Source organism: Mucilaginibacter sp. RCC_168, assembly GCF_041355315.1.
In the GTDB taxonomy this organism is placed as follows: Bacteria; Bacteroidota; Bacteroidia; order Sphingobacteriales; family Sphingobacteriaceae; genus Mucilaginibacter.
The window spans coordinates 55,853-70,297 of record NZ_JBFUPN010000006.1 but is presented as its reverse complement, the minus strand read 5'-3'; the positions used below and the strand labels follow the sequence as shown (position 1 = coordinate 70,297).

The window sequence follows — 14,445 nt, the reverse complement described above, 5'->3', positions numbered from 1 at the left end:
GCCGCAAGTAGAAAACGGCGCTTACCCCGCGAAAGGTGCAGTAGGCAACGCTACTTCTTTGTCGTGATCTTTCTGGTTATTCAATCCGGAAAATTCCAGAAAGGAGCCGTTTGACTATGATGGTTCCCAGTATAAACCGCTTGACCTCGAAACCGATTGAAATTCCAACCTTAAGCCATTTGACCCTGTTTTTGAACCCCAACATTATTTGTACCAGAGCTATTAATTGAGTGGAAGTTCCATGTAAAAGATTGATCCCTTACCCTCCTCACTTTCAAACCATATCTTTCCGTTATGGAGTTCCACCAGGGCTTTTATAGTCGCCATCCCGAGGCCGGTAGTTTCTTCACCACGCAGGCCGTTTCTACGGGCTCTTGTAAATTTATCAAACAGATACAGATGAAGATCATTGGGAATACCTATTCCGTCGTCCCTCACAGCGATCAATACTGAAGAACGCCGAGATTTGACAGTGATTTCTATCGTTCCATTGTCCTTAGTAAATTTGATAGCATTTGATATCAGGTTATTAATAGCTTGCATGAGCTTTAGCCCGTCCACCTGCAGATACAGGTTTTTGTGCGGACTCTTCAGAATAAACTTTCTCGATAATACGTCTGCCGACTTCTTGTAGAGCTCAATAATATCATTAATGGCCCAGATAAGATCAATTCGTTCCTTTCTTAGTTTAACTTCTGGTGACTCAAGAAACTCCTGGTTTAGAAGGCTGTTAATAAGGTTTGTGTTTCGTACGCATAGGTCCTGGATTGTCTGCAGAGTTTGGGCAGTTTTATCATCAACATTTTTTTTAAGAGACGATGCCAGCATATTTATAATTCCCGTTGGGCCTTTAAGATCATGAGCCAGGATCACTAACGTAGAATTCTTTCTGGCATTTATCTTTTCGGCATAGTCAATGTTATTCTTCAAAGTACTTTCATCCTGTGCGATTCCGGCTATAAGGAACTTCTTGCTTTTTTGATGAAGTGTATATGTGGTTAAATAGATAGATCTCTCTTGTTTATCGTGGCCCAATATTCTAAACTCGAATTTTCGCTGACCGTTTGATTTAAAGAGGCTTTCATATAGACTGATTACATAAGCCCTGTCGTCCGGATGAATGGTTTCAACAAGTAAGGATGGGTCTGCAATTACCTGCTCAGACGGTAAACCCCATATTGTTGAAAATGCCACGCTGATATACAGAAATCGTTGATGACCTCCGTCATAAATAAAATACACATCATCGGATATTTGGCCGATTTGCCGAAAAATGTCAGTGTCTATGTTTGGCATGATAAAAACATCTCTCCCTATAACATTCTCAGAATGAAATTGATTTAATATGTTTTTACTATCGATTATCTTAACTAACGCTGGATCAGCAAAATCATCAATCCGGAATGCATTCGAAATTAATAAAGCGTGGGTTTTTCGATTTACAAATTCATATAAACCATTTTTAATTAATCGCGCCGCTTACTCCCAACTGATGGACACCTGCTGATTCCCATGCAACTTATATTCAATACCTTCTTTCAACTGCTTGATATCATTCAGGTGTTTCTGATCGGCGGTATTACCAGCTTTAATTTTGATAGTCGGCAATTGCTTCTTTCCTTGTTTTATGATCCGCAGGCTACAGGTAAGGCGCTCATCTCCTTTGATGTCAAAGTGCAGGCTTTTACCACTAATCTTCTGGTTTAATACCGGATAATCTACAAAGACCATAAAATCGTGACCGGGTATACGGATATATTGGCGCGGCACAATACCGAAAGCCAGGCCGGCACCATATACTTCCTGGCCTACACCGCCGGATTGTTCCCAGCCGTCATGAATATCTTCCAGGGCAACCCACAGTTTCGGATCCAATTCGCCCGTTTTAGCTTCTTTTGCAAGCATTTCCTGTGGCAGCATCGGCGGATAATAATAAATCATCCGGTGCACAGCATACCGTGCAAATTCGGCGATCAACAAATTTACTGCAGGCAGCAGCTCAACGCCCTGGGCGTAGTTCAGAAATTCATGCACGCCGGCATAGGCTTCCTGTTCTTCATACACGGCGGTATATGGCGCATCATTCAGTGGGAAAAGTTCAAAAAACGTTGGGAAATTTTTCCCAAATCCATAAGTACATTCCCATAAAGCCACGTTTTTAAATATGTTAGCCAGGAACAGGTAGCTGAGGTCACGGTACAGCTCCTTTTTGGTTTCCTTATATAACAAGATCATTGCCTTGGCAGAAAACATAGTGTTGTTGGCCTGATAAAACACATTAAAACCATGCTGTGGCAAGCTTTGCGCTGCTTTTTCAGCCTCCTTAAAATACTTCTGTTCTTTGGTGATCTCCCAAACCTGGAGCATAACATGCGCATATAGACCAGCCACATCTTTTTCACCCCCTTCGCCTGGCTTGGTTTCAGCTTTTAAAACTTCCAGGGTATCCATTTGATAGAATACCGGCCAGCAGTAGTTAAAATGCTGTGCAACCTTGATGGCATAATCTACAGATTTCAGCAAAAGCTGCTTAGCCAGGTCATCGCCGGCTTGAGCCATCCTGGCCAAATTAAGCAAAGGGTGATGCAGGTACCATGCATCCATCACCTTAGGTGTCTTTTGTTCTTCGGACTTATCCAGCCGATGTTCTTCAGCTGGCAGCCAGCGCATGACGGTGCCCAATTGCTCATCATAAAAAGCCGAAAGACCGTCCGAGATTTCCTGCGCTATGGTACAAGTTTCGCCGCTCCAGCGCATATAATCCTGTAGAGGCAACAGCACAGCCAGTTGTACCATTATTTCCGGTGGAGTTTGGTAATCACACAGATAAGCATTTAGATAGGGATGGCCACTGCGATGTGACCAACAGCCTTTATTGGTTTGCAGGTCATACAGCGCCTTAGGCAAGACACCCAGATAATCCTGGTAAGCCGTTTCAGGGCGGGGCAACAGCAGATAGAGGTTGGCCAGCGCTTCAAGGAACCCTTTGGCTATTTCAAACTGATCAGTGGGGCTCTGCTTGCTAAAAGCGACAAAGACATCGGAGACTACATAGGTCTTTCCTTTTTGCAAAGGTTTATCCTTTGTTGGCGGCAAACTCAATCCCATTTCCGGCCATTGGCCCCCGACAATGCCGCCCGCTGATGTTTCCGTATCCATATTGTAAGCACTCAGCGCGGTCAGGTTTTGCAGGTAAAGGAAACACCCGGCTGCCGGTTCTTTAAAAGAACTATAAAGCAGCCCTGAACGTGTGCCGGTTTGCGCGATGTGAATTTCACCGGCAGGCTCATTTTTTCCGTAAGCGATAATATCCCTTGGCCAAAAAGGAATAAAGGAGTTGCAGGCTAAATTTAAAGAAGTAGTAAAGTGCAGAATTGGTTGCTCTTGTTGCGGCCAGTTAATGCTGACCTTGTAATCGCCAATTGCCGACACCAGGTTAATAGAGATAGCGTTAGTTTCATTATTATCAACCTCAATTTTGTTGAAACCATCCGGCGAGTAAGCGGCCCTAAATGCCATATGGTTGCGGCCATCAAAACTACTGGTCACCCAAAGGGAATCGCCCAATACTTTTACCTCGAAGGGCAAGCCGCCGGCCGAATGCCGGTGCAACGGTTTATCAGCAGAATCTGATAATTGTTTGATGGCACTTGTTGCCCATAAAGATGTTCCGGTAGTCATAGTTCAGTAGTTTTTAATGTTCCATAATTCATTGTAAATACCCGATGGGAATAAAGCTGTTGTTATTTGGAAGCGAGGATAGCTGTTTTTAGCGCTTCATAAGCATCCTCAACCGTGATCGTCAGCTGGTGATCCTTATATTCTATCTGGATTTCATATTTTTTCATAAGCTGTTTACCACACAACACCAATTTTGTGCCGGAGATTGTCGGATCTTCAGAATGCGTATAATGCGCGCGGTCTTCGTGGTTTTCCCCTTTAAATTACGTAGTTATCCCAAAAACACAATGCTGTCCCTGTCTACTGATGGCAGTGTTCCATTTTTACCCAAATGGCAAGCGATATTTGTGCCGGGCCATGCGCCAGGCCAGGTAGCGCTGTTTCGTACCGGTGACCGGTTTTTGATATCGGCTGATGCCTTTGTCACAACCTGACAGGAATTGGCGATCGCTACGGTGAGTGCCTTGCCAGTCATCAGCGGTCCGCTAAAACACTTTACCTGCGACTGGTGCTTTCAGTGAAGCTGATCTGATACCGACAGTGATGGTTCAAGCAAGAGCGTACAGCTAAAAAAACAGGAATTTGGTAATTAAAGGCATTATCATGGCTGTATGCTTTAAGAATGATCTAAGAAATTTCAATGCCTGTGTTATTTGATTTTCTACCGTGCGTTTTGATATCCCGAGTTGTTGGGCTATCTCATCATTAGTCAGGTTATCCATCCGGCTCAATATGAAAATTTCCCGGCAACGTTTAGGTAAATTATACAGTGATGTTTCAACAGAGTGTTCCAGCTCCAGGTAGGTAATATTTTCATCACCGTGATTAATACCCTGATGCGGGGTTGTAACATGATCATAATCTTCTATATATAAAATAGCCGATGATCTTTTTGCTTTTAATTGCTTATAAACATGATACCTTGCCGCACTGGTGAGATAGTTTTTAAAACATGAGATTTCAAATTCATTTCTTTTCTGCCAGATATTTAAAAATATATCCTGAACAATTTCTGAACAAGCTTCCTTATCTTTTAAATATGAGAAAGCCGTGCCGTATATAACAGCCCAATAACGTTCAAAAAGCATTTGAAATGCCTTTGAATCGCCAAGAGTTATTGCCTCCCACAATTCAGAATCGGAGTATTTGTTTAAAAGCATATAATTGGTTAAATAAAATTAGGGAATTTTATTTATAATAAAATGTTAATCTAACAATTAATCCATCACTTACACATAAATAAAAAAATATTTTTATTTATGTGTGTGCACCGTTAAAAAAGTCTCTACTCTTAAACAACCATTATATTTTCCTATGACCCCGCAAGATTTTATCAACCTGTATGAGAAATTCACCTCGGGTAAGTGTACGCCGGAAGAAATTGAGTTGCTGGAAACCCATCGGGATAGTTTTCAACTAAAGGATTTACCATGGAGTACCGAAATGGGAAATAAACAACAAATTGAGGATGAAATATTAAATAAACTAAATAACCGGATTTCGTCTGCCGAAAAAAAAACTTTGAATAAAATGCGTTGGTTTGCCGCAGCGGCTGCAATTGTTGTTTTCACATTTAGCTTAATAATCTACCATCAGGTTCAACCATCATCAGACAAAATCACTAAAAACCCATCATTAACCAATAAGAGCCAGATAGTTCCTGGCTTTAACAAGGCAACACTAACACTTTCTGACGGCTCAAATATCGATCTTAACGACTCTAAAAAAGGGCTTCTCTCCAAACAGGGAGGCGCATCAGTTGGTAAACTAGCCGATGGGAAGTTAGTTTACAATGCAAAAGATGCCAATGCAAAAAAAGCGGTAACACTTTATAATACTATAACTACACCTCGTGGCGGACAGTACCAGGTGGTTTTATCTGACGGGACAAAAGTGTGGCTCAATGCAGCATCTTCCTTAAAATTTCCTGCTATTTTCACGGGCAGCGAAAGAAAGGTAGAACTAACAGGCGAAGCGTATTTTGAAGTTGCAAAAAATAAAAATAAGCCTTTTAAAATTGCCGTGAATAACATGGGTATAGAAGTTTTAGGTACCCATTTTAATGTAAACGCCTATAAGGATGAAGAAGCTATAAATACCACACTTTTAGAAGGATCGGTAAAACTGGTTACTGCCAATCACGAAGCATACTTAAAACCCGGACAACAGGCCTCACTGGGACAGCAACAAACATTTGACGTGCACCGTGTTAATACGGAGGAAGCCGTTGCCTGGAAAAATGGATATTTTATGTTTAACAACGAAAACATACAGGGTATTATGCGGAAGATTTCGCGCTGGTATAATGTGGAGGTTGTTTATGAGGGAAAGATAGACGAAAAGGATTTTGGAGGTACCGTTTCGCGCTTTGACAGCGCAGCAGATGTATTAAAATCATTAGAATTAACAGGCACAGTTCATTTTAAAATAGAAGGAAGGAGGATCACCGTAATGCCATAAGCTTACTTATATTACCATATAATAAGTTACCATAAAAACCAGGAGCGATTGCAGCGCCCCCGGTTAATATTTCTGCTTATTCAGCAGCTAAAAAGGTAACTACCAATTGCTAATACAACCAATTTTTAATTAAACCTTTTCCAAATGTATAAAGATAATATTGCATATCCATGCAGGAGGATCTCCTGTATGCCATTTAAAATTTTTAGGGTGATGAAACTTGTGTTAATTTTATTAATTACCACCATCATGCAGGTGAGCGCCACCTCTAATGCCCAAACTGTGAGCTTAAATTTCAAGAACGCTTCGTTAAAAGAGGTTATTGAAGAATTAAGACAGCAAACGGGTTACCACTTTCTGTATAAAACAGAAGTGCTTAGTGAAACCAGGCAGGTTAACCTATCGGTAAACAACGAGCCTTTTTTACAGGTTCTTGAAAAATGTTTTGCCAATCAGCCTGTAACCTATACAATAAATCAACATACGGTTGTTTTACGAAAAAAGGCTGTAACAGACAATGCCCCAAAGCAAGCCGTAAAAATAAGCGGTGTGGTAACTGACGAAAAGGGACAGCCCCTGCCTGGTGTAAGCGTAAAAATAAAAGGTACCAGTAATGGTGTAATTACCGATGGCAGCGGTAAGTATGCTTTAACCGTTGATAACGCCAACGGTGTACTGGAATTTACCTTTTTAGGCTTTACGAAGCAGGAAATTGCCATCAATAGCCGCACCGAAATAAATGTAAAGCTACAGGAGGCTCAAACCGCTTTAAATGAAGTAGTAGTAATTGGATACGGAACGGTTAGACGATCAGATTTAACAGGCGCTACTGCGTCGGTCAAAGGCTCTGATATAAAGGCTCAGGGTGTAAGTGACGTTACAAGATCATTACAGGGTAAAATGCCCGGTGTTACCATAGAAGCAGCTGGTGGTGATCCGGGTGCAGGAACACGTATTATGATCAGGGGTGTTGGTACATTAGGAAACGGGGCTCCATTATATATTGTTGATGGTGTGCCAACGGCCAGTATTAACTACTTAAACCAGGTTGATATTGAATCAATTGATGTATTAAAAGACGCTTCAGCCGCGGCCATATATGGTTCAAGGGCCGCTAATGGTGTGGTACTGGTTACCACTAAAGCTGGTAAGAATGGCGCTCCAGTAGTACAGTTTACCGCAAATTATGGTAAGCAAAAAATAGCGCATGAAATTGATGTTTTGAATGCACAGGAATGGGCTACAGTAAGTAATGCAGCCCATGATAATGCCGGCTTACCAGGACTTGATATTGCCAAAAACCCGGATCAGTTGGGTGCCGGTACCGATTGGCAGGATGCCATATACAGAACAGCCCCAGTTCAACAATATAATATGCTTGTAAGCGGTGGCAGTGAATCCACCAAATACAGTGTGTCGGGCGGATATAACGATCAGCAGGGTATTGTAGATGTAACCGGATATAAACGTTATAATTTACGCGTTAAAACAGAAACCACCAAAGGTCGCCTGAAATTTGGAGAAACAGTATTATTATCAAGAGAAAAATTTATCACTATGCCCGGTGGCTGGGGTGGCCAGGGTGGTAACCCGGTAGGCTCTGCCGCAAAAATGATCCCTGTTTTTCAAATTTATGACCCGACAGCTTTAGGTGGTTTCGCCGGAGCTTATGGCCCTGTGGTTAACGTGGCTAACCCGGTTGCCCAGTTAAATCTGGAAAATATTAACCGCGAGTTTACCAATATCATAACTAATGCTTATGCCCAGGTAAATCTTTTACCCGGTTTAAACTATAAACTAAACCTGGGTTATACCAATGGTTTTACAAGCAACTATGATTACTCTAAAAGGTATGTAGTAGGCACTCTGTTCTCACATCCAACTAATGATATTAGTTTGAGCAAAGATCAAAATGTAATGACTTTGTTAGAAAACACCTTGAACTATGATAAACATATTGGCAAACATAGTATACAGGCATTGGCCGGTTATGCTTATCAAAGCACTACCGATAATTATACAGCGGCAGGCAGAACAGATTTGCCAGATGGCATTGACCAGATAGATGCCGGCGCCGGCATCTCTACCAGTGGTGGCAACAAAAAAGTAAATAATTTGGTATCTATATTTGGACGAGCTATCTATTCTTACGACAACAGATATCTGTTAACCGCCAGTTTCAGGCACGATGGCTCATCGAGATTTGGAAGTGCGCACCGTTACGGCGATTATCCTTCTATTGCATTGGGATGGAATATTTCAAATGAAAGCTTTTTTGGATCTTTAAAAAACACAGTTTCAACTTTAAAATTAAGGACGAGTTATGGTGTGCTGGGAAACCAGGAAATTGATAATTACCAGTATATTGCTGCCGTTGCATCAAATATAAATTACGTTATAGGCGCAGATCAGCAAAAATGGTTCGGGGCAATTCAAACAGCTTTAGCCAATCCCGACATTAAATGGGAAAGTACCAAAACTTCAAACATTGGTTTAGATATAGGTTTTTTACAGGATAAACTGAATATAACAGCCGATTATTTTATTAAAAAAACCACCGATCTTTTGTTAAGGGTTCCTATACCCGGCTCTGTTGGATCAGTATCATATCCTGTTGTAAACGCCGGAGACCTGCGTAATAAAGGTATAGAGGTTGGTGTTAATTTTAATGATCATATAGGCAAATTAAACTATGGCGTTTTTGGTACAATAAGCGCGGTGAAAAATAAAGTAATAGCGCTGGGTACCGGCACACAGCAAATTTTTGGCGGGCAACCTACACACCACGGCGCTTCCAGTACGCTAACCGAAGCCGGTGGCTCCATAGGCTCTTTTTACCTGATAAAGGATATTGGCATATTTAATTCACAGGCCGAAATTGATAGTTATACCAAAAATGGCAAGCCGATTCAGCCTAACGCCGCCCCGGGTGATGTTAAATTTCAGGATACTAATGGTGATGGCCAGATAAACGATAACGATAAAGTTAACGCGGGCAGCCCATTCCCTAATTTTGAGTATGGTTTTGGCATCAATGCCTCCATGTATGGTTTTGATATCAATATGTTTTTCCAGGGTTCGCAGGGTAATAAGATATACAATGGCTTAAGGCAGGATCTGGAAAGCACCAACCTTGATTTTAATTATGCCAAATCAATGCTTAACGCCTGGACACCTACCAATCACTCTGACGTTCCAAGAGCGATTACCAGCGATCCTAACTTTAATAACCGGACATCAACCCGTTTTCTGGAAAGTGGCTCCTATTTAAGAATGAAAACTTTGCAAATCGGATACACATTAAATAATGCATTGGTGAAAAAAATGAGGATAACGTCTTTACGTGTTTATGCAAGCGCTGATAACCTTTTTACAATAACAAACTATACCGGTTTTAACCCTGATCTGGGTAGGGCGGGGACTGATCCACTGAACATTCTTGACCGGGGTGTTGATTTTGGGCATGTGGCTTATCCGCTGGCCAGAACCATATCTCTGGGTTTTCAATTGTCATTGTAATCAATAAGCGCTATTAAAATTTAAATTATGAAAAATTCAATAATCATATTTTGTATAGCTGCCATAATTTGCAGCTGTAAGAAAAGCACATTAGAACTTCAAAATCCCAATCAAATAACTAACGAAACTTTCTGGAAGACTGAAACCGATGTACAAAGTGCTTTTGCAGCCACTTATGGGTTGCTAAGGGACGTAAATGGCGGTTTTTGGGGCGTAAGGGGTATTGAACTTGCTAATGGCCGCGGCGATGACTTTTTTATCAGAAATGATGTGGCCGACCTGTATAAACTATCAACATTTACTAACACGCCAGACAATGGTCCTGCCAATGATTTATGGAACATATCCTACAGGGCTATTTTCAGGGCTAATCAAATATTAGCAAACATTGATAAGGTTCCGTTGGATGCTAATGTTAAAAAGGCATATGTTGCCGAGGCAAAGTTTCTGCGGGGATTAAATTATTTTATCCTGGCCATAAACTTTGGTGATGCCCCTTTGATCCTGACTGTTCCGGCAAATAAAGATGCTTATTTCACAGCTAAATCACCGGAAGCCGAAATTTGGAAGCAGGCTATTGCAGATTTTACCGCTGCGAGCGCCGATCTGCCTGTGTCATACTCATCACAATGGATAGGCAGGGCAACCAAGGGTGCTGCTTTGGCTTATCTGGGTAAGGCTTATGTGTATACTAAAGCCTGGGCTAATGCCGAAACTACGCTAAAACAGGTAACCAGCATGTCATATCAATTGATGCCTGATTATGGGGATAACTTTATTGCCACCAAAAAGAACAACCAGGAATCTGTATTTGAGATCCAACTGGCCGATGTTGGCGGTACCAACCCCTGGGCCGGCGAAAATGCACAACAAGCATTAGGCGTTACTACTGCACAGGAGTTTGCACCATCAGAGGTAAGCGGATGGTTTGAGGTGAGCCCTACTGATAAGCTTTTTAATGAGTTTCAAAAGGAAAAAACCACGGCCAATGATTTTGATCCCCGCATGTATGCTACGCTGATATGGGATTATCCGGGGGCCACTTTTTACCAAAAACCATTCAGCAGTTACAAGCTTGTATTTGGATATCATTCCATGTTTAAAAAGTATCAGAACTATAATCAGGTTAATGAGCTTGCCGGATCAAGCGGCGCTTCTGATTACACATCAAGTAATAATGAGCGGGCCTTGCGCTATGCTGATGTGCTGCTTTTACTGGCTGAATCATTGACTATGCAAGGAAAGGTACAGGATGCATACCCTTATATAAAACAAATAAGAGATAGGGCAAAACTTGCTAACTTACCAGCCGGTTATAGCCAGGATCAAATGATGACCGAAATTATGCACCAGCGTATGATTGAATTTGCCCGGGAGAATCAACGCTTTTACGATCTGAAACGCTGGGGTAAACTGGCTCAGGAGATCAGCAACAGTGATAAAGTTGGAAAGCAGTTTTTTGTTGCCGGTAAATATGATTACTTCCCGATTCCACAAAACGAGATCAACAGTAATCCACTGATAAAACAAAACCCCAACTGGTAGTAATCAATTGATTATTACTTAAGTCACCTTTTCACTTTTATGATCTGGTTGTTTTCATGTATGAAAGCAACCAGATCATTCTGTTAAATTTAAATACCAATTATAAACAGATGAGAAAACTAAGCTTGCTTTTGTTAATTGTTTTTTTGCAGTTAGCGCTTATAACCATTGTTAAAGGCCAGTCAAAAAATGGCTCATTAACAACAGATTACAGAATAGATCTTTCCGGTAGCTGGGCGTTTCAAATTGATTCGCTGGATGCAGGCATAACGCAACAATGGTATAAAAACACACTGAATGACAAAGTCACCCTTCCCGGTTCAATGACCACTAATGGGAAAGGGAATGATATTACAACTCATACCCCCTGGACAGGAAGTATCGAAGATTCCACCTGGTTCCATAGTCCGGATTATGCACAATACCGTGAGCCTGGCCATGTCAAGGTGCCATTCTGGTTGCAGCCGGTTAAATATTATAAGGGGGCAGCCTGGTATCAAAAAAAGGTAAATATTTCTTCGTCATGGTATAAAAAGCATATTGAGTTATATATTGAAAGAAGCCATTGGGAAACAACTGTTTGGGTGGATAATAAACAGATCGGGATGCAAAACAGCCTTTCAACCGCCCAGATTTTTGATCTTTCCAATGCCTTATCGCCAGGTCAGCATCGAATAACCATCAGGGTTGATAACCGGGTAAAGGATTTTAACGTGGGGCAAAATTCGCACAGCATTTCTGATCATACCCAAACCAACTGGAATGGCATGATAGGGCAGCTGTTTTTGCAGCCCAAACCGCTTGTGTATATAGATGATGTGCAACTGTATCCCGATATTAAGAAGAAACAGGTTAAAGCCCGCATTCAGATCAAGAATACCACTGGTAAGGCCGCCAATGTTAATGTAAATCTGTTGGCTACGCCAAAACAGCCGCAAGCGTTAAAAGCACTTACCAAAAGGTTGACCGTAGCAAAAAATACAGTTATTGAAATAACTTACCCGATGGGCGAACAACCCTTATTATGGAGCGAATTTACCCCTGATACCTATAAAATGACCATCAGCCTAACTACTGATAAAAGCGGAAAGGATGAACGGTCAGTTACATTTGGGATGCGTGAGTTTTCGGCCCGGGGCACACAATTTACCATTAATAACAGGCTTACATTTTTGAGGGGGACGCTGGAATGTGCTGCTTATCCTAAAACAGGCTTTCCACCAACTGATGTTGCATCATGGGTGCGGATCTTAAATATTTGCAAATCATACGGATTAAATCATTTGCGTTTTCATTCCTGGTGCCCTCCTGAAGCTGCTTTTGAAGCCGGTGACCAGGTGGGCTTTTATTTTCAAATTGAATGCGCCTCTTGGGCTAATCAGGGCACCACTATTGGCGATGGGAAACCATTGGATCAGTATATTTATGATGAAAGCAACAGAATAGTAAAAGCATATGGTAACCATCCGTCTTTCTGCTTGATGACCTATGGTAATGAGCCTGCCGGTAAAAACCTGGTTAAATATCTGACAGATTTTGTGGATTATTGGAAAAAGAAGGATCCCCGCAGACTATACTCAACCGGTTCGGGCTGGCCAATTATTACCGGCAGCGCTTATAATAGTACACCAGATCCACGTATCCAGGGATGGGGTCAGGGTTTAAAAAGTATCATCAACAGCCAGACGCCTAAAACCGACTACGACTGGACCGATATTATTAAAAAGTGGCAACATCCAACAGTAAGCCATGAAATAGGTCAATGGTGTGTTTACCCTGATTTTAAAGAAATAGCTCAATATGACGGCGTGTTAAAAGCAAAGAATTTTGAAATTTTTGATGATGTGCTTAAAAAACATGGCATGGGCAATTTGGCTGCCGATTTTTTGTTTGCCTCGGGAAAATTGCAAGCTTTATGTTATAAGGCAGATATAGAGGCTGCTTTACGTACACCTGGCTTTGGTGGCTTTCAATTATTGGGTTTAAATGATTTTCCAGGACAAGGCACAGCTTTAGTAGGTGTACTTAATCCGTTTTGGGGCGATAAGGGATACATCACCGGGAAAGAATACAGCAAATTCTGCAATGCGGTTGTTCCCCTGGCCCGCTTTCCAAAAATGGTTTATCTTAATAACGAAGTGTTAACGGTTCCCATAGAAATAGCGCAATTTGGCCCGCAGGAATTAACAAACGTAATACCCAACTGGAATATCAAGAATAATGCAGGCGATGTTTTATTTAAGGGAGCATTAGAGCGTACTACGATACCTTTTGGCAACGGAATAAAACTGGGTGTAATTAATCAATCCTTTAACTCGATAACAAAGCCTGCTAAACTTACCTTAACCGTAGCTGTTGCCGGGTATGAAAATTCATGGGATTTTTTTGTTTACCCGGCTGCTTTGCCCCAAATTGGCCAGAATGTTATGGTTACCAACACCATTGATAACAAGGCAATTGAGTTGCTAAACAAAGGCGGAAAGGTGTTGCTAACGCTTGAAAAAGGTCAGCTTAAAAAAGATAAAGGCGGCGATATTGCCATCGGTTTTTCAAGCATATTCTGGAATACAGCCTGGACCAAAAGCCAACCTCCTGTTACGTTAGGTATTTTATGCGATCCCCGGCATCCTGCTTTAAAGGAATTTCCTACTCAAAGTTATAGTAACTGGCAGTGGTGGGATGCCATGTCACACTCCAACGCTATTAAACTTGATTCGGTGGCCAATGGTTTACAGCCGATTGTACGGGTAGTAGATGATTGGGTTACAGCAAGACCGCTCGGTTTAATTTTTGAATGTAAAGCGGGAAATGGCAAGCTGATTGTTTCAGGTATTGACCTCCAATCTGATCTGGATAAACGACCGGAAGCCCGGCAGTTATTATATAGCCTTAAAAGCTATATGACCGGCGATCAATTTTTGCCCGAACAAAAAATTGATATTCAAAAAATTGAGTCATTATATAAATAATGTAATGAGGGCTGCCTCGGAAAAGTGAGGCAGCCCCTTTCTTTTATAGGTAAGTTTTATTGAACATTTACTAATAGCTGTTACAGGCTAATCCATCTTCCAGATTCTAGTATTATGCCTGGCAGAGCCTAATCTTTGCCCGGCAATGCTCTTCGCTTTTCCCCAGACGTCCATTACTTCTTTAACATTATTATAGCCACGACCAATATTTTCGCCTATATACATATCTGCAATAATCAGATTTAAAGCAGTCGGGAGGGCGAAAAGCTCT

General features: G+C 41.5%; 8 protein-coding genes. 4 read left to right on the top strand and 4 right to left on the bottom strand.

The window, feature by feature from the left end; genetic code table 11:
• Positions 1-222: 222 nt before the first annotated feature.
• From AB6735_RS06730 to AB6735_RS06715, 4 genes are all read right to left on the bottom strand, one after another.
• Complete coding sequence (locus tag AB6735_RS06730) at positions 223-1,296, bottom strand: ATP-binding protein (RefSeq protein WP_370995097.1); 1,074 nt, start codon at positions 1,294-1,296, stop codon at positions 223-225.
• Positions 1,297-1,479: 183 nt separating this feature from the next.
• Positions 1,480-3,681: a hypothetical protein gene (locus AB6735_RS06725; protein WP_370995096.1), complete on the bottom strand. Its 2,202-nt coding sequence runs from the start codon at positions 3,679-3,681 to the stop codon at positions 1,480-1,482.
• 271 nt (positions 3,682-3,952) lie between these two features.
• Positions 3,953-4,156, bottom strand: coding sequence for a hypothetical protein (locus tag AB6735_RS06720; protein ID WP_370995095.1), 204 nt, complete (start codon positions 4,154-4,156; stop codon positions 3,953-3,955).
• Between the two features lie 91 nt (positions 4,157-4,247).
• Positions 4,248-4,841: an RNA polymerase sigma factor gene (locus AB6735_RS06715; protein ID WP_370995094.1), complete on the bottom strand. Its 594-nt coding sequence runs from the start codon at positions 4,839-4,841 to the stop codon at positions 4,248-4,250.
• Positions 4,842-4,995: 154 nt separating this feature from the next.
• On the opposite strand from AB6735_RS06715, the gene AB6735_RS06710 reads away from it, so the two are divergent.
• From AB6735_RS06710 to AB6735_RS06695, 4 genes are all read left to right on the top strand, one after another.
• Positions 4,996-6,141 carry a FecR family protein gene (locus AB6735_RS06710; RefSeq protein WP_370995093.1) on the top strand — a complete coding sequence of 382 codons (1,146 nt, stop codon included), beginning with the start codon at positions 4,996-4,998 and terminating at the stop codon, positions 6,139-6,141.
• Between the two features lie 213 nt (positions 6,142-6,354).
• A complete protein-coding gene (locus tag AB6735_RS06705) occupies positions 6,355-9,660 on the top strand; it encodes a TonB-dependent receptor (RefSeq protein ID WP_370995092.1) in 3,306 nt (1,101 codons plus the stop codon).
• A gap of 27 nt (positions 9,661-9,687) precedes the next feature.
• On the top strand, positions 9,688-11,205 hold the full coding sequence (locus AB6735_RS06700) for a RagB/SusD family nutrient uptake outer membrane protein (protein WP_370995091.1): 1,518 nt from the start codon (positions 9,688-9,690) through the stop codon (positions 11,203-11,205).
• 110 nt (positions 11,206-11,315) lie between these two features.
• Complete coding sequence (locus tag AB6735_RS06695) at positions 11,316-14,174, top strand: sugar-binding domain-containing protein (protein ID WP_370995090.1); 2,859 nt, start codon at positions 11,316-11,318, stop codon at positions 14,172-14,174.
• The last annotated feature ends 271 nt before the right edge of the window (positions 14,175-14,445 follow it).